General features: G+C 41.6%; 18 protein-coding genes. 10 read left to right on the forward strand and 8 right to left on the reverse strand.

Features of this window, described 5'->3' with window-relative positions:
* Positions 1-15: 15 nt before the first annotated feature.
* Positions 16-753, reverse strand: a complete 738-nt coding sequence (locus AACT52_RS37630; RefSeq protein ID WP_073635358.1) for a phosphatase PAP2 family protein — start codon at positions 751-753, stop codon at positions 16-18.
* A gap of 465 nt (positions 754-1,218) precedes the next feature.
* Between AACT52_RS37630 and AACT52_RS37635 the strand changes: the two genes are divergently transcribed.
* Positions 1,219-2,016: a sulfite exporter TauE/SafE family protein gene (locus AACT52_RS37635; protein ID WP_073635359.1), complete on the forward strand. Its 798-nt coding sequence runs from the start codon at positions 1,219-1,221 to the stop codon at positions 2,014-2,016.
* Here AACT52_RS37635 and AACT52_RS37640 read toward each other — a convergent pair.
* Positions 1,999-2,664 (reverse strand): cadmium resistance transporter, encoded by a 666-nt coding sequence (locus tag AACT52_RS37640; RefSeq protein WP_073635360.1) that lies wholly within the window; start codon positions 2,662-2,664, stop codon positions 1,999-2,001. The two genes, AACT52_RS37635 and AACT52_RS37640, sit on opposite strands and share 18 nt — an antisense overlap.
* 170 nt (positions 2,665-2,834) lie before the next feature.
* Here AACT52_RS37640 and AACT52_RS37645 point away from each other — a divergent pair, with 170 nt between their 5' ends.
* Complete coding sequence (locus AACT52_RS37645; protein WP_073635361.1) at positions 2,835-3,515, forward strand: cadmium resistance transporter; 681 nt, start codon at positions 2,835-2,837, stop codon at positions 3,513-3,515.
* A gap of 51 nt (positions 3,516-3,566) precedes the next feature.
* On the opposite strand, the gene AACT52_RS37650 is transcribed toward AACT52_RS37645, so the two are convergent.
* Together AACT52_RS37650 and AACT52_RS37655 are read right to left on the reverse strand one after the other, a co-directional pair.
* Positions 3,567-4,004: an RrF2 family transcriptional regulator gene (locus tag AACT52_RS37650; protein ID WP_073635362.1), complete on the reverse strand. Its 438-nt coding sequence runs from the start codon at positions 4,002-4,004 to the stop codon at positions 3,567-3,569.
* Between the two features lie 245 nt (positions 4,005-4,249).
* A complete protein-coding gene (locus tag AACT52_RS37655) occupies positions 4,250-5,173 on the reverse strand; it encodes a LysR family transcriptional regulator (RefSeq protein WP_073635363.1) in 924 nt (307 codons plus the stop codon).
* A 567-nt stretch (positions 5,174-5,740) separates the two neighbouring features.
* Between AACT52_RS37655 and AACT52_RS37660 the strand changes: the two genes are divergently transcribed.
* Both AACT52_RS37660 and AACT52_RS37665 read left to right on the forward strand, forming a co-directional pair.
* Positions 5,741-6,466 (forward strand): cadmium resistance transporter, encoded by a 726-nt coding sequence (locus AACT52_RS37660; RefSeq protein WP_073635364.1) that lies wholly within the window; start codon positions 5,741-5,743, stop codon positions 6,464-6,466.
* 676 nt (positions 6,467-7,142) lie between these two features.
* On the forward strand, positions 7,143-7,562 hold the full coding sequence (locus AACT52_RS37665) for a YidH family protein (protein ID WP_073635375.1): 420 nt from the start codon (positions 7,143-7,145) through the stop codon (positions 7,560-7,562).
* Positions 7,563-8,227: 665 nt separating this feature from the next.
* Here AACT52_RS37665 and AACT52_RS37670 read toward each other — a convergent pair.
* Positions 8,228-9,970 (reverse strand): IS1634 family transposase, encoded by a 1,743-nt coding sequence (locus AACT52_RS37670; RefSeq protein WP_073635366.1) that lies wholly within the window; start codon positions 9,968-9,970, stop codon positions 8,228-8,230.
* Positions 9,971-10,344: 374 nt separating this feature from the next.
* Positions 10,345-10,800, reverse strand: a complete 456-nt coding sequence (locus tag AACT52_RS37675; RefSeq protein ID WP_198941066.1) for an RrF2 family transcriptional regulator — start codon at positions 10,798-10,800, stop codon at positions 10,345-10,347.
* Positions 10,801-11,188: 388 nt separating this feature from the next.
* Between AACT52_RS37675 and cysE the strand changes: the two genes are divergently transcribed.
* From cysE to AACT52_RS37700, 5 genes are all read left to right on the forward strand, one after another.
* Entirely contained in the window at positions 11,189-11,953 is a 765-nt protein-coding gene (cysE, locus tag AACT52_RS37680; protein ID WP_073635376.1) for a serine O-acetyltransferase, read from the forward strand.
* Positions 11,954-12,182: 229 nt separating this feature from the next.
* The gene (locus AACT52_RS37685; RefSeq protein ID WP_073635368.1) at positions 12,183-13,037 is read left to right on the forward strand and encodes an EamA family transporter; all 855 of its coding nucleotides are present in this window, start codon (positions 12,183-12,185) and stop codon (positions 13,035-13,037) included.
* Between the two features lie 1,911 nt (positions 13,038-14,948).
* Positions 14,949-15,818: a TauD/TfdA family dioxygenase gene (locus AACT52_RS37690; protein WP_073635369.1), complete on the forward strand. Its 870-nt coding sequence runs from the start codon at positions 14,949-14,951 to the stop codon at positions 15,816-15,818.
* Between the two features lie 156 nt (positions 15,819-15,974).
* Positions 15,975-16,757, forward strand: a complete 783-nt coding sequence (locus AACT52_RS37695; protein WP_083630750.1) for a sulfite exporter TauE/SafE family protein — start codon at positions 15,975-15,977, stop codon at positions 16,755-16,757.
* A gap of 138 nt (positions 16,758-16,895) precedes the next feature.
* Positions 16,896-17,783, forward strand: coding sequence for a TauD/TfdA family dioxygenase (locus AACT52_RS37700; protein ID WP_073635370.1), 888 nt, complete (start codon positions 16,896-16,898; stop codon positions 17,781-17,783).
* 136 nt (positions 17,784-17,919) lie between these two features.
* On the opposite strand, the gene AACT52_RS37705 is transcribed toward AACT52_RS37700, so the two are convergent.
* Together AACT52_RS37705 and AACT52_RS37710 are read right to left on the reverse strand one after the other, a co-directional pair.
* Complete coding sequence (locus AACT52_RS37705; RefSeq protein ID WP_073635371.1) at positions 17,920-19,536, reverse strand: iron uptake porin; 1,617 nt, start codon at positions 19,534-19,536, stop codon at positions 17,920-17,922.
* Positions 19,537-19,935: 399 nt separating this feature from the next.
* The gene (locus AACT52_RS37710; RefSeq protein WP_073635372.1) at positions 19,936-21,126 is read right to left on the reverse strand and encodes a substrate-binding domain-containing protein; all 1,191 of its coding nucleotides are present in this window, start codon (positions 21,124-21,126) and stop codon (positions 19,936-19,938) included.
* A gap of 524 nt (positions 21,127-21,650) precedes the next feature.
* Here AACT52_RS37710 and AACT52_RS37715 point away from each other — a divergent pair.
* The gene (locus tag AACT52_RS37715) at positions 21,651-22,445 is read left to right on the forward strand and encodes a YdcF family protein (RefSeq protein WP_073635373.1); all 795 of its coding nucleotides are present in this window, start codon (positions 21,651-21,653) and stop codon (positions 22,443-22,445) included.
* Positions 22,446-22,520 lie beyond the last annotated feature (75 nt).

The following is a 22,520-nucleotide window of genomic DNA, read 5'->3' on the forward strand; positions in this document are numbered from 1 at the left end:
TATGGCTTTTTGCTTTCAACTTTGTAATGTTGTTTCCTCCGCAGCAGGAGTTTCACTGACGATGCTGAGCTTAGTCAAATGAGGTCTAATAATCAGACTTACGCCAATTGCCCAGGCTATCGAAACCATCCAGCCTGCCAAAATATCACTGGGAAAGTGAACCCCTAAATAAAGTCGTGTCCAGGCAATAGCCAATACGAATAAGCTTCCAAGAATCAGAACTACCCAGCACCAAACGCTACCCCATGTCAAAATGACTAGAGTTGCCACCAACGTCATACTCATCATGGAATGACCACTGGGAAAAGAGAAGTCTAACTCATGAGCTAGTGAATCCCACAGGTGGGGACGCACTCGATGCATGAATTCCTTTGCTGTGCGGTTGATGATGCCGCTTCCTATCTCAGTGGTGAGTAGATAGGTGAGCGATCGCCACCGTCTTTGGATTAACAACACTAGTGCTATAACACTAACAACGGGAAAGACAACCCGAATTGAGCTAAACTGAGTCAGCGTTACGGCAATAACATCCAGTTGCGCCCGTGCTGTAGAGTGAATTGCTATGAGAATCGGCACATCCCAAGGAAAACCACCTTCATGCTTCCATACCTCTAGTGCTAGCAGTCCAAAGATTTGCAAAGGTAAATAAATCCCTATCAGTAGCAACACTAGAGAACGCCAACGAGCAACGAGCAGTTTTTGAGAGAACTTGAGGAAGGATAAGATAAGCTTGCTGACATTAGTATTAAACATTTCCAACAGAACCTAACAGAGTTTGTACGACTAATATTATGCACTTCACTGCCACCGCATCTCCCCTGAGCAAGGAAAGGTGAGGAGGGGTTTAATTCGTCGCCTTCTGGCAATGATATACAGCATATTGTTCGTGCATGAAGTACAAGCCTAAGCTCTAAAAGCAAGACATCAAGCCCTTTTTACTTCTGACTGATGACGGATGACGACTGAATTGCTGCTGTAAGTCACATCTTGGAGCAAGTTTTGGGGATTATACAGCTTCAAGGCGACGATTAATCTTTGGTAGCAAAATAATCGGAACTGATATGTGCCACTACTATGGACGTTTGCCCACTTTTTAAGTTAAAGTACGGTAAGCCGATTGAGTTTTTGGAATTAATAAGCCACAGGGGATTGTATCTACGACGCTGAGTTTCACCTCAGACATAAAACACCATCAAACCCTGGTACTAGAGCAGCAGTATGAATTACTCATTACTACCCCTATTCAGCTTCTTCATTGGTATTATTGTAGGACTAACTGGCATTGGCGGAGCATCTCTGATCACGCCAATGCTTATTTTTTTGTTCCAAGTTCCGCCTTCGATCGCTGTGAGTTCTGATGTTGTAGCTGCCACGTTGATGAAGTTTGTCGGCGGCTTCAAGCACTGGGAACAGCAAACTGTGGACGTGGAAGTGGTGAAATGGCTTGCCTTTGGCAGCGTTCCTGGATCGCTGTTTGGGGTAGGAATTTTGCACTTCATCAAACGAACAGGAGAGCATAACCTAGACCACATGATGCTGCAATTGGTTGGGATGATGATTCTGTTTGTCACCTTGTCAGCACTCGCACAACTGCTGCTATTGACATTTTTCCCGAATGTGAAATTACCAGAACTGCCAAAGTTTGACTTAAAAACGAAGTTGGGTCGTGCTTTAGCAATGAGCATAGGAGCGGTTTTAGGCTGTTTAGTTGGTCTTACGAGCGTCTCCTCCGGTTCAATGTTTGCATTGGTGCTGATTGCCTTTTTCCAGCTAGATGCTCGTAAGTTAGTGGGTACAGATATCTCACAAGCAGCAATTTTATTATTTTTTACTGCCCTTGGACACCTCACCCTTGGGACAGTTGACTGGAGTTTGGTATTACCAATATGGTTAGGCTCTGTACCTGGGGTACTTCTTGGTGCTAAACTTTGCCAGCTTGCGCCTCAACGTCCACTGCGGTTTATCATTTACACACTCTTGCTCATGGTGAGTTACAAGTTAGTTTCCCCAGTGTGAGCGAAATAATAGGCTGAATGTTCCTCTTTCATACATGATCAAAAGACCCAAGGAAATCAACACAAAAGGAACGGCAGCTCTACCATAGCGGCTTAACATAGAAGCGATCGCACGTTGACGAGCTAATAGATAAGCAATAGCACACCAAACCGCTACCATCAGAAAAAATACAATTAAAGTCACTCCCAAACTGGCAAAGCTCTTACCAGCAAATAAGGGTATGTAAATACTGATATTATCACCACCATTAGCAAGCGTCACCGCTGCGACTTTATAAGTTTGAGGATGTAAAAGACTCAAGAAAAAAGACACTATGGGGTGACTATATGAGGACTGCTGGAAATCAGTGGTTACTGTCTGAACTTCCGTAGTTTCTTCTTTTTGCACCAGTTGCTTGAAACCAATTGCTATAGGTAGTAATCCCAGAAATCCAATCCATTCTCGTGGGACTAGCAAGCCACCAAAGAACCCTGGTAAGCTGGCAATGATGATAGCTGCAAAACCAAAGTACTGACCAATGACAATATGTCGTCGTCGAAAATTGCCATCGACTTGTGAGAAAAATAGTAACAAGATAAGGATATCATCAATATTGGTGGCAACGAAGGCGATGACACTTTCAGTCAAAGCTGTCCAAAGTTGATTCATGCTCAATAATCATAAAATATGATGTTATCAAATCATAAATTATTAAAATTAAAATTATGATATATAGGAATCCTAAATTATTTGTGAATAACAAGATTCCCGACTTCTTGAATAAGTCGGGAATCTTACCGTTTTGATTTTCATAAATAAAATAGAATTGTTACATATACATGAGTGAGTTAGTTTCTGCAATTAGCACAGGGATAGTTGCCTTCACCGCCACTAACATCGATGATATTGTTATCCTTTTGCTCTTTTTTTCTCAGGTAAATTCTACCTTCACTCGTAGGCAGATTATTGCAGGTCAATATCTAGGGTTCACAGCACTTGTCATTGCCAGTCTCCCTGGTTTATTTGGTGGTTTAGTCTTGCCGCCAAACTGGATTGGATTACTAGGTTTAATTCCTATTACTATAGGTATTAGCAGTTTAATAAATCAAGAAGATTCTTCAGAGGAAGCCGCAGCAGAAACAGAACAATTAGAAGACAGGGCTTTTGCTAGTTTTCTTTCTCCCCAAACCTACAGTGTCGCAGCTATCACTATTGCTAACGGTAGCGATAATATTAGCGTTTACATACCGTTATTTGCAAGTACCGATTTAGGAAGTTTTTTGGTGATTATAGCTGTATTCTTTCTGCTTATAGGAGTTTGGTGCTATTCTGCATACAAATTAACTTATCAAACAGGAATAGCTGATATTCTAACTCAATACGGTAATTATCTTGTGCCTTTTGTTTTGATAGGATTAGGGACTTTTATTGTTTTAAAAAGTGACGCTTTGAACCCAATCAAACTCCTAGCTAGCTGTCTATGTTTGGGTATTCTTGTAAAAGACGACAACAATTTGTAATTCATAATTAACGACTTAATTACAAATTACAAATTACGAATTATAAATTCGTTAGATATAGTACATCAGTTCCATCTGTCGTCGTTTCTCCCGTTGCTCACAAAGGTCGTGGAGTGTATACTTTTCGAGAACAGAGTAAGCTGCTTGACGCGCATCTTGCCACATCTCCTGAATGACTTCAGTTTCTACTGTTGTGGAAGTGGAATGTTTATCAGGCACACCAGCGTCTAATCCTTCTATGCAACGGAAAGCATCTAGAAGAGTCATCTTGCGTGGATCTCGTGCCAGAACATATCCACCTTTGATGCCGCGTATGCTCTTAATCAAACCTCCACGCCTTAATGTGGCAAGAATTTCTTCTAAGTAGCGGTTTGGTATATTTTGTCGCGCTGCTATTTCACGGATCTGCAAAGATTCACCAGTAGCATAACAACCGGCTAGCGCTACGAGAGAGAGAACTGCATACTCAAATTTATTAGAGAGTTCCATATGCAAGAGAAAATAGACCCACTTAGTTATTTCCTGCAATGAGGCTGAATATCAGCCCAAACAATAGAATTTGGGTCACAATCAGGCAGGCAATATATGGACAACCTTATTTTGGCATGGTTATTTTAGTATAAAGAAGAGCATTCATAAAAGCAAATACTTTTTTTGCTCGTTATGATAAAAAAAAATGATTGAAAAATGCAAAAAAATGTGTTTTGGTTTCTTTTACTTTTCTGAGTAGACGCCTATACCATAACGTATTGGGTCAAAATTTGTTCAAAAGCATTGGCAATTCGAGTCTGAAAGCGCTGTCGGTGTTTGAGCTTCCAAACAGGTTGAACAATTTCTAGCTTTGTACCAGAACTTCTATCTACGATATGAATTGGGTGAAGTGTAGACAGCTGTAGTTCTTTTCTGACCATCAATTCAGGAATTGCAGCAGCACCAACACCGCTTTCCACGACTGCCTTTACCATTTCGCTACTGCTCAAGACGAAAACAACATCCAATTGGGCTGGGTCAATTCCCCAATTTTGCAAGGCTTGCTCAAACATTTGTTGCGCTCCCGAACCTGACTCTCGCATCACCCAAGTGGTGTCATGCAGTTCCTGGGGGGAAATTTCGGTGCGAGCAAACCAAGGGTGAGATGTGCCGACAACAATTTGTAGGCGATCGCTCCCCACAACTTCCTGCTCCAGAGAGTTCCTCAGTGACGCTTTAACTTCTCCTGTCACTAAACCAAAATCAAAAAGCCCTGTCGCTGTCCCTTCGCAAATTTCTTCTGCATTACCGAGCGTACAATCGATATGGATGCCGGGATATTGGCGCTTGAACTGGCTAATTTTGTCTGGTAACCAGTAGTTACCGATAGTTAGACTTGATGCCAGCTTTAACTCACCCCGTTGCAGATTGTTCAATTCTCGCAAGCCCCGCTCGGTCAAAGAAACGTGGTCAAGAATTTTCTGCGCTTCCATTTGGAGCAACTTTCCAGCATCAGTAATTTCGATATGGCGACCAATCCTATGGAATAGTTTCACCCCGTATTCTGCTTCCAGGCTTTGAATGGCTGCACTGACAGCGGGCTGAGTAATGTAAAGCGTTTCTGCGGCACGCGTAAAGTGCATGACTTCCGCAACTGCTAAAAAAATCCGCAACTGCTCAAGCGTCATTTTGGCTCTTTAAGACTTCTTGGGTGTTTTATTTTCGCCACTATCGGCTAACATATCGTATAGTATTGTACGGTAATTGTAGGGAAATTCCGTTGTTAAAATTCAAATTTTGCTGACATAGTTGGCTTCAACTTCTCTACCTAAGCGTAGTTAAAAAGATAGAGCAAAGTAGTATCAGTGGTGACTTCATAAGTAGGACCCTGTTTATTTACTGAGTTAGAAATAAAACTATTAAAAAGTTTCATAGTCAAACATACCACAAACGTTGCTGCCAGAAATTAAGACTTAAGGTCAACCTGATTTTGTAACTGTAAATGACAAATTATAAGCGTGATTTATTTTACAAAAGATAGAACCATTCATAAATTTAATCTATGACTTTGACAAAAAACAATATTTGCTTCTACTGATGGGTAGCAATAAAGTGAAAACTGTGTAACTTCGTTGGGTGAGCACGGCAAAGCAAGCAACTCCTTCTCCAGTGGTGATTCGTTCATCGCTTGATGACAAAATCTAACGTCAGCTTAGACAACGCAAGCAAAAGATAAGAACAAAGGACAAACAGAAATGAGCTTATACACTGCAATTCCCACAGGGCTGTCTGCCTTCGTTGCTACCAACCTCGACGACATTGTCATTCTCTCCCTGTTTTTCTCCCAGGTGAATGCAATGTTCCGTAGTCGTCACATTGTTACGGGTCAATATCTTGGTTTTAGTGCTTTGGTTATGGCTAGCCTACCCAGTTTCTTCGGCAGCCTCATCCTACCCGAACCTTGGATTGGATTGCTAGGCATTGCTCCGATTATGATTGGCATCAGTCGTTGGCTAAACCAGGAGGATAACGATAATCCTGAAGTACAAGTAGAAAAACAAGAGTCTGATAGATCTTGGTTGACTAGCTTTTTGTCTCCCCAAACTTATAGTGTTGCTGCTGTGACAGTTGCTAATGGAAGTGACAACATCGCTATTTACGCACCGTTATTTGCTAGCAGTACTTGGGAGAGTTTGGCAGTCATCCTGGGAGTATTTTTCTCGCTTGTGGCAGTTTGGTGTTATACAGCATACCAGTTAACCCGCATACCGATGATGGTTGATATCTTAACCCGCTACGGTAATCAACTTGTTCCCTTTGTTCTGATTGGGTTGGGAGTTTTGATTTTAGTAGACTCTCACACTTTGGAAAATCCTGCTTTGGCTGTACTCACTTTAGTCATAAGCTTTTTTTGCTTATTGATTGTAACTAAGAACCTTTGGAAAACACCTGAAGTTGCATCTGAAGTTGAAAAAAATTGAAAATAACTTAGAATTCAGAAATCACAAATAACTTAGAATTCAGAAATCACAATGAGCCCACAGAAAAATACCTGAGATTTAGAAAGGAAAAAACGATTGGAAAGACGAAGAAATCTCAGGTTTTGTGACCTCGACTTTCCACTTCGTCTCAAAAAAAATCTCAAATTCAATTATGACATTCCACTTCGTCTCAAAAAAAATCTCAAATTCAATTATGACAAATGATTCTAATACCAATTCTCTATTAGAAAAGTAAAAATTTATTCAGCATTAGCTATGTTCGTAATCGCAGTTCATCTTGCACACAGACGGAACCCACAAGGCAAAGGTTATTATATGAAGTCCACTTAGGTGGACTTTGTTTGCGTAGTAGCGATTTTTAATCGCCCAATTATTTCCAAATTTCTCATGAATGATTTAGGACTGCTATATTTCACAGCCTTATTTAAAATTAACATAATATCAACTCTTAAAAGTTTATTAATTTTGCTGTATAATACAAATAAAGTTTATTGTTTTTTCAAGGAATTAAAATATTCATTTTAATTCTTATTATTAAGGTTGGAATACTTTTAAAAAAATTTAGAAGAGGAACATTAACTTTTCTAAAAGACATTTTGCTCAGTTTTATAGAAGAGATTAAAAGGTTGTGTCAATGCAGCTACCATTCAAATTTATGAACGCTAATGGAGAAGCTTCAGAAAAAGAAAAGCCAAAGAAACCGAGTTCGGATAGAGTGCGAGAGCATTTAGCAAACGAACGAACTTATCTAGCATGGATGAGGAGTGGAATTGCCATGATGGGGTTTGGTGTTCTTATTGTCCGGTTGCGTATCCTCCGTCCTCCTCTGGCACCTCAAGCACCTGGTAATGGTTGGAAGTTAGGTTTAGCCTTTTCATTAGTTGGTCTGCTAACAGTACTGCTTTCAGGTCAGCATTACCTGACTGTGCGTCGCGATATCGACGAGGATACCTACGAACCAGCAGATCGATGGGTCATCCTCTCCAGCCTCGCTGTCATACTTCTGGGAATTGGGGTTGTCTATTACGTTTTTACAGTTCCTTTGGACTCGTTAAACACAGTCATAGTTGAGTGATGAAGCTCGGCATAAACTGTAGGGTGGAGTGAGAAAAATAGTAGCATTTTCCGCCCGCCCCAAAAGCGCCAGTCGTTTGCGGAAGGTTTCCCTCCCGCACCGCTTTTTCTCCTACACTCTGCACTTGCCTGCGCTTTAATCGAATGAAATCTTTGATCAAAGTGGCTGCTTTGTGAGCGATGGCACTAAGTACCCGCATTCGGGCGATCGCCTCCACGCAATCACCTCCTAGTGTTAGGGAATCTCGTTCCAGCCAAATAGAGTTCGTCTGCCTAACTGTTTGACACTCTCCAGGCTAAAGGCATGGAGATTCTTGCTTCATCCGTCCTCTCTAGATATCTGAATGCAAGCATTTAAATACCCCCGGAGCGGATACGTCTACTTTTCGCAAGGACTGTCCGACCGCGTTTGAAAGGATTTATTCAATTCTTTAGATTTTTCTCATTCCCACACTATGTCGCACTCAGCTGAGCATTGTGGATGGCGAGCAACCAACGTTGGCTATCTAGGCGTATTACCGCATTGCCATTTCTCATTATGGCATACTTGACACGATTCGTCAATAAAGCCGTCAAACGAAGGACGGGGCTTTAAACTGAAGTTCCCCTTTGACAAAAAAGCGTAATGTATGCATAGAAAGGCTTACGGCGATTTGGACTCAGGGTTTACTGGGTACAAATCAGGCTAATACCTAGTAAATCTATTGCCCTTTGTTGCACTCTAGTGGGTTCAGTAATCTTGTCAAAAGTAAAATTTGTCCCGGCAACAGTCGATTGAATTTTATTTTTGACAACAGTAGCTAAGTCAGCTAACAAGGTTTGGAAACTATGGACAGGTAAACCATCCTCATTACGTTTCTTTTGAGACTTAGCTAAAGCTTTATCACTCTTTAAAGCACTGGTAACAACAGATTCTTTTTTATTTTCTGCGCCCTGCCAATCATCTTCGTCAAAAAGAACTTGTTTTAGAAGTTGACGCATATGCCACTCAACATAGTAAGCCAACATACACAAAAAAATATGGGCTTTGACTCGTTCAACTGTACGATGATAAATTGGACGAACCTTTAAATCTACAGATTTAAAACTACGAAAAGCCTGCTCAACGTTACTTAGACCTTTATAAGCCTTAACTGTTTCGGATGCAGATAATATTTCTTGCTGAACCGAAGTCCGAATCACATATAATCCATCTAAAGCAGCTTCCCGTTCAATAGTCTCTAGGTTGCGCTCATAAGAAAAATTGTTATCTGTAATATTAACTTTAAAATGTTTCCCGACGTTATAACGGTTGAGAACTTTTCCCACTTTCAAACCAATAAGGACCGCACCAACCAATGGACGTTTCTGTCTAGTTGTCGCAGCAACTATTTTGTCTAGTTCTTTTTCTGTCGCTTGCAATAACTCAAGTCTTGTTCTATCTCTATCTGCTGCAAGTAGGGGGTTACGACAAGCAATTAATCTCTCACCTGGAAAGTCCGGTGAAGAAATTTCAGCCAAGTTCTGTTCATCAAAAAGAGATAGCTGTATTGCCTCCTGCTCCACCAGAGAGCGGATTTGAGTTGAACGCAATGCACTAATCCAATCAATGCCTTGTTTATTTTTTAAATCTTCCTTTATCCGAGCTTGGGTTATCATTCCTCTGTCCCCAACCCAAATAACCTGTTTTATCCCAAATCGAGAACGTACTTTCTCTATTTGGTTTGTAAAAGTTTTTGGATCTGCTGTATTTCCCTCAAAGACTTCTACAGCAATTGGACACCCTTCTCGGTTACAAAGTAATCCAAAAACTATTTGTAACTTTCCTTTCTTTCTGTCACGATTATAACCGTATTGAGCTAACGGGCAAGTTTTCCCCTCAAAATAACTTGAAGATACATCATACAGAACTAAAGTTCCTTCATGTAAATGCTTAGCTGCAAAGCTATTTTCTATTGTTTCCTGCTTTGATAACAACCAATCCATTGCTGCATATAATTCGTCAGAATCCGCATAATCGAGTCCTAGCATTTCGCCCAGACTTGAAAAACTGGTTTCATCATGTAATCCCCGTGCTGTTGCTAACTTAGAACGTGGGTCGATAATTCGCGCAACTACCATCGCCAAAACGAGTCTTCGTTCTCGACTGTTTTCTTCACACAGCAGATTTGGTAATCCTAAGCTTTTTACAGTTCCATAAACTGCTGCAACATGACCATGAGGACGGCTACGAATTACCTTGAATGCCTCGGGTAACTTCGCGATCGCTGTTCCTCCTTTCAACAAAACCTTTAACCCTTCAACAGCTTCGTCTGGCAATTTTGAGAGATTTGCAAGGGTACGTTTACGCACGCGATCGCCTTCGCGGTAAGACTCGCGTAGTAGTACGGCAGGAGGAGAGTTTCTATTAGGAACACGTTCTATATACATGACTACAATTATCCCAGCTTTTTTACCTCCTAATCATTAAGAAAATCTTTAATTACATGGGTACAGAACTTTGAGTAGTAAAGCTTGTATTTATTGCTCAATAAGCTTTGCAGCCTACTTTAGTACATCTGCACGGGGGAACTTCAGTTTAAACCCATTCTTTCGGTAAAATCTTTTGCTATCCGCATATTATAGTGACTCCGAATGTGTCTAAATGTGGCGTTGCTGATTTGAAGTATGAATCCAAGTGTAGAGACGTGACGCCAGTCGCCTAGGTCGGGAAACCCTCCAAAGAGCGCTGGCTCACCATGGTACGTCTCTACAAGAGTTTGGAATCACACGACATCTTTTTCATACATGGATTCAGCAACGCCCTAAATGTAATACATTGGACCCTGCTGCAAGCGAGCCTCTCTTTGCTGACACAAGTCTTGGAGTGTATAGCTGCGCAAAACCTCAACAGAGGCGATGTTGGCTTGCTCCCAAATTTCATGAACCAAATTCCTTTCCAAAGTAGGAGGATGTGAGGATTCTCTCTCTTTGCGTTCACCTTCCACTAAAGTGACAATTTCCAGCAAAGTAATTTGCCAAGGTTCACGAACTAAAACAAAGCCTCCTCTTGAGCCACGATGACTCTGTACAACACCTGCTCGCCGCAAACTGGTAAGAATTTGTTCCAGATATCGCTCCGGTATCGGTTGCTTAGCAGTGATTTCACTCATAGTTAGAGGGGCTCTCTTTCCCTTATTGCTAGCTAGTTCTAGAAGTGCCAGCAGTGCGTATTCTACTTTGGAAGACAGATCCAAAAGAGTGTAGTTTTGGCTATTCAAGTCCGTACTCAATATACTACTGTTAGTCGATAGACTTATCGTTATTTTATGAGAAATTAGTTCTTATGGAAGTGTTGGATGTGATAACATCCCACAAACTGCCTAGAAAAGTTCATAATTTTATCGACTTACCGTAGATTATCTAACACAATTTCCATAAATGAGTTCATTTATCGCACAACTTACACTCCCGGCTTATTTATTGAGACTAAGTCTAGGGGAGCCAGCACCTGTGGAGGTGCCCACCGATTGTGCAATGAGCGTTGTGGAGTGTAGTACTGATACACATTATCACAGACAGCGTCCTACCAGGATGATTCTGCGAACTGGCTATTTGAGTGCCGTACCTTTTGAATTGCTTATGAGCCTCTCCAAATTGGAACAAAGTATGCTAGTAACTGATTTGCAAACAATTTATGAGCGTGATCCAGCAGCCCGTAATTGGCTGGAAGTGTTGTTTTGCTACCCAGGTCTTCAAGCGATACTCTTCCATCGAGTAGCACACTGGCTTTATAAAATAGGGATTCCCTTCATACCTCGTTTTATTTCCCATATCAGTCGGTTTTTCACTGGGATTGAAATTCACCCCGGAGCAAACATTGGCAAGGGAGTTTTCATTGATCACGGTATGGGAGTAGTGATCGGCGAGACAGCAGTGGTAGGCGACTACAGCCTGATTTACCAAGGAGTTACCCTAGGTGGTACTGGAAAACAGACAGGAAAGCGCCATCCCACTTTAGGCAATCATGTCGTTGTGGGTGCAGGCGCTAAGGTATTGGGCAACATTCATGTTGGAGATCATGTCCGCATCGGAGCAGGTTCAGTACTACTGCGAGATGTGCCTAGCAACACTACTGTAGTCGGGGTTCCAGGGCGTGTTACCCGTCAGGATGAGGAAAGCACTGATTTTCTTCTTGCTCACAATAAACTGCGAGATGTGGAAGCAGAAGTGATTCGCGCCTTATTTGAACGCGTTAAAACTTTAGAGAAACAGATCCAAGAGTTAGAGGCGCAGTTATCAGACAAACAAGTTGAAGAGTTAGGGATGCACTCATCTTTATACGCAATGGAAGTTGGCGATGTACAAACGGACAATGGTAAGTGCAACAGTGATTTGGTGATTGAAGAGTTTTTGGATGGTGCGGGGATTTAGTACAATGAGCGGTTCTGATTTGGGGGATCATAGCGATCGCTCTGTTGGAGAAAAACTTTTCGATTTACTGAACTTGGCAGTCCACCTAAGATCCGAAATGACACCATAGAGTATGTCGGTATTGGCAACCATGCCCATAACAGTAAGTTATCGGAATTCGAGAAACCACTGCCAGCAGAAAAAAACTAGCATTCCCAGCACAATAGTCAACAGCAAATTCTTTCTCCAAATGAATAGAATCAGTTCAGCTCCCCGATTACCACCAACTACTCTTGTCCTTTTGTCAATAGGCTGTGCTCAATTAGGTTCAGCACTTGCCAAAAGCCTGTTTGCAGCCTTGAGCCCAATGAGCGTAGTGTCTCTGAGGGTTGGATTTGCGGCACTCGTGTTGTTGATGCTGTGGCGAAAAGATCTGGTGGGGAATATTCGCTCAAACTACGGGCTTTTGATTCTTTTTGGTCTATCGTTGGCTTTGATGAACTTATCGTTCTACATGGCTGTTGAGCGCATTCCGCTTGGTATTGCCGTGACTGTTGAGTTTATTGGACCGTTAGGCGTGGCAATTGTCAATTCCCGTCGGCTTGTTGACGTGCTGTGGGTACTGCTGGCAGCGATTGGTATCATCTTGTTAGCTCCCGTGGGTGGGCTAAAGTTAGATTTGGTTGGCGTGGCGCTGGCACTTGTTGCTGGAAGTTTCTGGGCTGCTTATATCCTCTTCTCTGCCAAAGTTGGTCAAGTTTTCCCTGGAGGAAGAGGACTCGCCTTAGCAATGGCAGTAGCAGCTATTGTACTTTTACCAATCGGAGTGTTAGCAGGGGGTTCAGCATTGCTCAAGCCCAACGTGCTGTTGATGGGATTTGGTGTAGCGATGCTTTCATCAGCTGTTCCTTATTCGCTAGAACTTGAAGCACTGCGCTTTTTACCCGTAAGAGTGTTCGGTGTGTTGATGAGTCTGGAACCTGTAGCTGCTGCCCTCATGGGCTTCATTGTGCTGGGAGAAACTTTGAACCTTCGCGCCATCATGGCAATATTGCTCGTCTCCATTGCAGCCGCTGGTGCTTCTAGGTTCGCCACTCGTGATTAAATAAAGAGGATGGAGTTGCTTGTAGAAAATTCATGTATCTCCTATCGACACTCCCACGCCTAAAAGCCGATGCGATTCTTTAACAGGAGGTACCTAACAAGAGAGATAAGGTAAAGCACTACATATTTATTAGTGACAGCAATGTGTGACATTATCCCAACACTGATTCAGAGTACCGAATGAGCGTGTGGGCTTCTCCAAATCGCTTTGAAGCGAAGCGGTTCCTTTTAGGAACTAGAAATTTCCTGCTTCATTGGTCGTTACTCCAGATGCCCTAAGGACAAGCCATACAGCAACATCCACGTTTCGATACCGTTCGGCTGAGCGCTCACGGCGAAGCCTCCACAGGCAGTTTAGAGACTCCTGATGCCCCACGGAGTCTTTTATGTAGCGAATTACTATTGAATTCTATTTTTATTACGTTTCCCAACGTATGCCCTTCGGGCACGCTACGCGAACGCACTGTTCACCTGTTGTTAGCAGTTCGTTTGTGTCGAGTGGATGGTCGTCACCAATGTCGCCTCACGAGAGCAACTTAATTGCTACGGGCAATATTATTATAACCTTTTGTCCACGCTTGTTAAGATTGGAGATTCTTCAACCATCCCACTCTTTGAATAACAAGACGGTTATTTTCAATCGAGGATGCTTTCATCATCCCCCGCCAGAGCAATCCCAGCGCTAAAAGGAGTACCTTTATAGCGTGGGACTTACGGCGAAACTGATAAATAGGCAGAAGAGCCTGATTAACAAATTTTATAGTAACAATTACTCAAGTCTGAATCATGTTAGAGAGAGTAGCAATGCAAATAAAGCTGATAGAAAAGCATCGCTGGAGAATTATGATGCAAGCACTTCTATCAACGACTCTAACTGGATTTTTACTTGCTGACTCATCAAACTTTGTCGAGTCAAGACAGTAGATTTTGACTCACACTGAGGCGTGATCTGCATTGGGGAACAAGTAGGGATCAGACTTATGGTAAATATTAAAATTACCACTATCTAGGGCGCTATTTGCAGTTTTGGGTGTTCTTATTTGTAGTTGGCTATACCTAATAGAAATAATATTGATTAATCTGTTGCATTAATTGCTAAATTGTTATATTCTTCGATCAAATAAAATTGATCTATTGTGTTTTTTGCATCTATCCCCAAGAGTGTGTGTGAGGAATTTGAAATCCACCCTTTAGTCCCATCGGGCTATGGTGTTGAGTGAAGAAACGCTTTCTCACATTGTTTGGGAGATGCAAGACAGTAGGATGATGTAACGATGCCGACGACTGTTGTTACACGTAAGGGTGCATGCTTATGATTATTAATGGGAACAGACAACAAATACAATGCTGCTATGTTACCGCAGCCCTAATTGCCCAATTTGGTGTACAGATAAGCACCAATCTAGAACATCGGTTTTTTATTCTCGGCTATCCTTAATTAAACCGTAGGAAACTATCAGTATTCGGTTTCTTTCTACTGCCATTTTCATCCCAATCAGGGGATGACTTCCCAAATCTGCAAAAGGACGCATCGCAGTTGACGAGACTACATAAGAGAACGGTGAAATAACTATTCACTCTATCAAGGGATTGGTTCTTGTCTGCGTTTATAAATTATTAAAAATTAAAAAAATCTGACAATCTCCAGCGCAGAAATCAACGACAGCTTCCTTCTTGGAAACTTTTTCCAAGAGTTTGTTAATAAATCATAGATCTGATGATTCTCAATCTGGTCAGTTTCCGATTTCTCAATCCTAAAGCTAAATCGTTGCGATGTATTCCAATTTTAATATGTACAACTAAGACGTGTCCGAGTGGGAAAGCGATTGGCTGAGTCCTCTTCAGGACAAGCTGCGCGATCGCGTTCTGTAATCTGATGAATCAACCTTAATCAGAAGAAGGAGTTTGTACGATGCTAACAGATAATCTCCAAAGAGTTAAAAGAGATGAGTTTGGAGCAAATTTGGATGAGAAAGAAATTCTTGAAGCTTCCCAAATCGATATTAGTCAGGTAACACTAAAAATTAGTAAAGTTGCAGAAATTTCTGAGACAGAGCTACAGAGGCTATTTGAGATATTTAACAAATTTGAATTTGTCATACTAGAATGTGAACCTTTGCCGCACCCTGAAGAAAACTTATTAGCTTTAAAGAAATTTTTTGGTTCAGTAAAGAGACATAAACTTGCCGCCCCAAATGGTATTACTTCGATTGAAAATTTACGCAATTCTCCCCTTGCTAAGACTTATGTAGCTACCACTAATAAAATGCATTTAATGCATACAGACGGATCATATGAAATGGAACCTCCTAAAATTGTTGCTATGCAATGCGAAGTACCTTCTAAAAATGGGGGTTTCTCTCAAATTGTGTACGCTAAATCAGTTTATGAATACTTAAGGAGAAATCATCCCCAAGAATTACATAATTTGTTTACTCATGCATTGACGATAGCAAGAACTGAGGAAACAGCTACACGACCGATCTTTGTTGAACAAGAAGGCAGAATATCAATGACTTTTAGATCAGATTCAGTTGTCTCAATGACAATTCCGCCTCAAATGGAAAAAGTTTACAACATTATCAAAAACTATGTTAACGAGCCAAAAAATCATTTTACCTATCAACTCAAAGCGCATCAAATTCTATTAATTGACAATACTAGTGTACTACATGGAAGAACATCTTTTCCAGAGCATGAATTTCGTAAGTTAAACAAATTATGCTTTGATGGAATTTCAGAATATTGTCGTCATCTCCAGTTTGGATTTATCCCTAAATGAAAATCGTGAAATCCTTAGGAAACCCATTAAAAAGTATCCAAGAAAACCAGCAATAATTTTTGTGTAAATTATGCTACAGGGAAGCAATAATAAAGGCTTTTGGGTCTTGAAATACAAATTTTAAGATAGACTCTTCCAAGATGAATCGGGTGCACTATGTTTGATGCCAATAATTATTTCATTATCTTCATTCTTGCAGTCATTTCCTTTCTTCTAAGCTATTTTGGTGCTTCGGTGGGTTTTGTTCTAGGTAATATTCGACTTCCTTTTCTTGTTTATGCCTTACAATCAACGACTAATGCAATCGGTATTGCAACAGGTACAAACTTAGCTACTTCTGCTATGGGGTCATTGGCTGGAACTTATTGCCACATTAGGGAAGGTCGTGTCAATTTTCGGTTGCTCTGCGCGATTGGTATACCCTCAGGAATAGGTGCACTTATAAGTACGCTTGCTTTTGCTCGTGTAGAAGCATATTGGATCAAAAGCGTTATAGGAATTGTACTTGTTTACTCAAGCTTTCAGATAGCCAATGCCAAAAAAGCTACTAAAGGCGAAAATAAGCATTCATCTCGCCAAAACTTATTGCTTGAGATAGTGATTGGAACTGCTCTGGGGTTATTAGCGGGTACTGTAGGTTTGGCGCTTGGTAGTATAAGATTACCTGCAATGATTCGAGTTTTAGGTATCGAGCCAAAGGATGCAGTAGGAACAAACTTAGCTATTAACTTAATTACTGCCAGTATTGGCGCAGCAGGCAGTATTTTGACTTTGGGAGTTCATTTACCACTGCTTGCATCACTTGTGCCAGCTACTGTGCTGGGTTCTTATTTTGGGGCACGCTCTGTTACCAAAATAGACGCCTCAAAGCTGCGCAAGTTAATTGCTTGGGCTCTGGGTGCTACGGGAACGTTCATGATTGTTGAAAGTCTGCACTAATTAATTATAGATCTTAGGTCTGAATCTTTAGAGTGCATTCCGATTTGAACATCTACAACTCAGATGTGTCCGATTGTGAAAGCAATGACGTTCTGTAATCTCATAAATCAACGTTAATCGGAAGAAGGAGTTTGTACAATGCTAACAGGTAATATCCTAGCGGTTAAACAAGATGACTTTGGAGCAAATTTAGATGATAAAAAAATTACTGAAGCTTCCAAAATTGATCTTAGCCAGGTAACCCTAAAAATTACTAAACTTGCAGACATTTCGCAATCAGACAAAAAAAGTTTATTTGAGCTATTCAACAAATTTAAATTGGTCATCCTAGAATGTGAACCTTTGCCAAATCCTCAAGATAATTTATTAGCTTTAAAAAAATTTTTTGGCTCAGTAAAGAGACATAAACGCTCTGACGAAAATGGTATTGTTTTGGTTGAAAATTTAGGCAACTCCCCCCTTGCTACTACTTATCTAGCTACGACTAATCAAGCTCACCTAATGCATACAGATGGTCCATATGAAATGGAACCTCCTAAAATTGTTGCCATGCAATGTGAAATACCCTCTAAAGATGGAGGATTATCTCAAATTGTTTACAGTGAATCTGTCTATGAATATCTAATGGAAAACTATCTCCAAGAATTGCACAGGTTGTTTACTTATCCATTGACCATCACAAGAGGTGATCAAACAGCTACACGAACGGTATTTGTTGAGAAAGAAGGCAGAATATCAATGACTTTCAGAGCAGATTCAATTATCTCAATTGCAATTCCGCTTCAACTGGAAAAGGTTTTCAGAATTATCAAAAACTATGTTAATGATCCAAATAATCAATTTATATTTGAACTGAAAGCCAATCAAATTGTGATACTTGACAATACTAGCGTGCTACATGGAAGAACATCTTTTCCAGATAATGAAGTTCGCAAGCTAAATAGATTATGGTTTGATGGAATTTCAGAATATGCTCATCATCTAGAATTTGGCTTTATCCCTAAATTCAAATTTTTAAATAATTAGAAAGCCCATTACAAAGTATCCAAGATGAGTCGAGGTACTATGTTTAATGCCAATAAGGCAGTGGTTTGTTCTGTAGAGACGTGGTAGAGGTAGATGCCCACAAATTCAGTAACTCCTCCATTTTCGCGGAATATCTTTAAAACTTGAAAGTGGTTCGGATAGTTCCTACAAAGATGCTGTCATTGTTGTCGTTGTGTTCCGGATTGGTAATGACAAATAAGCCAGGGGTAATAGCGATATTATCTGTGACTTGTAATCGATAAAAACCTTCTATATGCAAAGAGGTGTCTTTATCAGCTATCAGGCTACTTGATGTGACTTTTGGCGGCATACCGATGACAATCCCAGCTAAATTACCTTTTCCTCCCAAGTCTGGAAAAGCTAAAGTTACAGCATAGTTCAAGATATCTGCGTTATCATTACTAACTTCCGATTGGGCAAATGAGTAGCCTAACCAACCAGAAACAGTAAATTGAGGACTTATTCGCCAACTGGTTTGTAAGCCAAAGGAATCTGCTGAAGTTGCAACATTACCAAAAGGTCTGATGGCATTAACACTACCTGTACTACCTGTAAGGTTGACGCCACTATTGCCACCTCCCGCATTGTAGGAGTGAACGTAACTCAAGCCTATATCTAAATTTTTGATTGGCTCAAATATGACTTGTGCGAAAGCGCCGTAGCTACCATCAAAAAGACCATTTTTATCAGCAGGATCTTCAGGATCGCGAACCATATAAGCTAAATCGAGACTGGCGCGTTTACTAAACTGATAATTGATAACTAACCCTGTACTGCCACTGGTTCGGTAGATAGGGTTAAATCGCCCAAAGCGGGAAATGCTACCACTACCCGAGCTTTCAAAGGGACTTAACGTTTCCACAAGATGATTCAATTCAGTATTAGCAGCAGAAACGGTGACTCTCAGCTTATCGCTTAATGGAAACTGATAGTACAGGTCATCTAGCCCAAGGTCGTTGTCTTCATCTCCATCAAATCCCAAACGGGTCATTCTAGTACCTGTGACACTACCCTGAAACTCAGTTATATTTCTGGCTTGCAAACGGGCTCTTAGACGGTCTTTGCCAGTAAAGCTTGTATCAAAATTCAAACGCACGCGATTGGCAAATATAATGTTATCTTGCAAGTCTGGGTTGTTATTTGGATTGTTGTCTCTATCAGCTGCATCGTCACCAAAAACACCAGCTACTGCAAAGATAGCTTCACCATTGAGTTTTGTGGTAGTAGAAAACTGATTTGCCTCTAGTTCAGTAGTGCGGGTTTCTAGGGTATCTACACGACCGCGCAGGGTAGCCAGTTCAGCAGAGAATTCTTCTTGCAAGCGCTGCAAAGTAGCCAGGTCTTCTTTTCTTACTAAGTCAGAGGTAGCTGTAGCAACGAGTTCGTTCACCCGATTTAAACAAGCATTCAAACCTGCTGCAAATTCATAACGGGTTAAAGCTCGGTTACCGCGATACGTGCCATTGGGATAACCAGCAATACAACCATAGCGCTCAACAAGGGATTGTAATGCTTGGAATGCCCAGTCTGTAGGCTGCACGTCAGAAAATTGAGAAACGGATGTGACTTGACCGAGGCTTTGGGATTCTTGGGACAGTTGGTCAACAGAAGTTACTTGTTGGTTGGCTTCACTGGCTTTGGCGCTGTTAGCAGCGAAAAATGTCGCGGCGAAAACTACTGGAACAAGCTTGAGAAATTTCCGACACAGAAATTTCCAAGATAATTTTGTCATGGTTTTTGTCTGACTCACACCTAAATTCGGTTTTCTTATTTTGGGCGTTGCATATTTAACGTAAGTTCGACAGAGCTTTGAAAGACTGATATGAAATCCTGATAAACAATTACTGTCATGCTGAATGCAGCGTAAGCGCAAAGCGGGCGCGCAGGCATACGCGTAGCGTGTCCCCTTAGGACTCAGCGAAACCAAGCATCTCTATGCGTTGCACCGTTTGGAGATTCTTTGCTTCGCACGCTGCGGGAAGCCCCAAAGCGTCTACAGAATGACATACGATCAGTAATTAATCGGATTTCATATGATTTTATAGTGCTGCGCTCAAAGCTGTATCCCTGATTATTCCGTTGGTAGACTCTTTTCGTTGAACTCGCGTTAAGTGAAGAACAGTTTATGTTCTCAGCGCATAGGAACAAGCCCTGCCTTTTCGACAATCTGCTGACCTTCTTTGGACAGTAACATATTGGCATAGGCGTTCCCAGCCAGTTCATCGATTGTGCCGTCGGAGCGAAACACAATAAACATACGCCGACTCATCGGGTAAGAGCTATCCCTTATTGCGGCAGTATTAATCCTCTTGCCATCTTCTATAAAGGGTTGCACATATTCTTGGGAGTTAGGTTTAGCAATAGCAAGGGGGCGGATTGTTCTTTGACCGACAATTGGTGCATTTCCTCCAAAGGAAATCCCCCCAGGGGTTGAGGCTACCTTACGAATAGCACCAGTGAAATCACGGATGAATTGCACCTTGGAACTGATTTGATCAGCTTCTGGTCCGAGAAGCTCATTCAATGAAGTGGAAGCCTTAGGGTCCCTGGCGAAAGGTATGATCGGCAGATCCGGTCCTCCCACCTGCTTCCAGTTGGTTAGTTTACCTTTATATATGTCTTGAAGTTGATCAACTGAAAGTCCAGGAATGGAGATATCTGGATGGGTATAGAAGACAAGCGCATCTAAAGCCACTGGCACTTGCTTTAGCCCAAAGCCCCGTTCTTTGGCCTTGCTATAATCAGCCTCCTTGAGAGGTGCTCCACTCAGAGTAAAACTGAGTTGACCATCAAGCACCATAGCTATACCCTTTCTGCCACCAGGTTTACCGTCTTTCGGTTCGGTATAGCGGAGGCGAAAATTGGGGTGAACTGTGGTGATTGCGTCGTGTAAACCAGCAGCAGTCAAAGCTGCAAAGGAGTTCCCACCGCCGTAGTTAAATGTACCTTCCGGTACGTTCGGCACCTCTTTCATCGAATTGTAGAGTTTGACATCAGGAGCGGTGTTCTGATTGCTGCCACTGGAATTGTAAACTCCGACATCATCGGGCTTGCTCACACTGTTAACAGTTACGAACGCACAGTAGATTAACCAACTCACAAACAGAAACACCAAACCAGAGAGAAGCCGAATCATCCAAGGTGTTAACAGCCAATCTGCCAAAGTTTTCGGTTCAGCTTTGGCGACCTTGTTGCTGTTTAGCACAGTTACATTCAGGGGTTTACCGCACTTCACACAGCGTTTAGCTGTGGAAGGATTTGTATCATAGCCACAATGGTTACATATTATAAGCTTTTGATTATTCAATTTGTCAGGATTCATTTAATTCTCTCAAGGTATGTATTTGCACTTACGGTATTGCACCCTGGAGATTTCTGTTATGTTGTAACAATATATCAGTAGATACGAAGTATATTTATCAGATTATGACCGTTTTTTGCAACACAACTGTAAGAAGTTAATAAAGTGCGATTGGGCAAACAACAGTGCCGCAAGCCCAGAAAAGCGCTTTTGTGCGCGCCCCAGAGGGCAATGCTGCCAAACAAAGCCGAGAAAAACGCTCCGGGGCTTTGCCCCACCGTACCGCGATTGCGCAAAGGGGCGCGCAGGCATACGCGTAGCGTGTCCTTTTGGGACTCAGTGCCTGCCACAGGCGATCGCTACTAAACTGTATGAATTCCTATCAAAGATTCAAATTTACCTTACTGGGAAAAAGGTAGAAGCCCCTAGTCGCCGCACAGGGGTTTTTTTGATTGGAGTAGAAGCGCTCGTCCCTAACAGTCAATTAGATGAAGTTTAGTTAAGATGACAAAGAATGCACATAGAGTATATAGGGTTAACTTCAAATGCTCAACCAAGCTTTGTGCGATCGCCCGGTTAGCCAGTGGCTTGTTTTGAAGTCAACGCTTTCTCACTGGCTAATGACACCAATATTTGTTGTATTGCCACTGTTAATTTTAGTTTTTTTACCTTGGATGATTCCACGCCTACGTTGGAAGCGTTTTTGGAGTGGTTTAGGAACTGTGTTACTCGTAATTTACTTTAGTGCCACTTTTCCACTAACCATAGCTGTAGCCAAAAAAGGATTAGTTGCTTTTATTCCCCCCGATCCTGGTACAACTGTAGACGCAATTGTTGTACTGGGGCGGGGGGAACCATTTAGACATTCAAGAGTTCAAGTAGCGGCTGAACTTTGGAGAGATCGTCGTGCACCATTAATTTTTGCTAGTGGTGCAGGAGATGGTTCCCAAATCGTCGAACAACTAGAAGCAAAAGGCATTCCTGATGCTGCATTGGGCGAAGAACACTGTTCTCAAACCACTAAGGAAAACGCACTGTTCACCTCATCAGTGCTACAACCACGAGGAGTCAAGCAAATTCTGCTAGTGACAGATCCTCCACATATGCTGCGATCGCTACTCACTTTTCAAGGTATGGGGTTTGAAGTGATTCCGCACACAAGCCCCATACCAACTGAATTAACTTCAACTAGAAAAGCAATGCTTTTGTTTTACGAGTACATGGGGTTAGTCAGCTATGGCTTGCGAGGCGAATTTCTTGAACACAACTTGGCTCAACAGAAAAATCCACCTATAGCTAAAGTCAAGAATTTGGTAAATTTTGACGTGCAAAAACAGTAAATATTTCAAGGATAACTAAACTGAGATCAAGCCTCGAGTTGCAACAGTGAGGAGGCGAAGCCTCCAAACCCTCGT

The organism is Scytonema sp. HK-05, from assembly GCF_963872035.1.
In the GTDB taxonomy this organism is placed as follows: domain Bacteria; phylum Cyanobacteriota; class Cyanobacteriia; order Cyanobacteriales; family Nostocaceae; genus Kalymmatonema.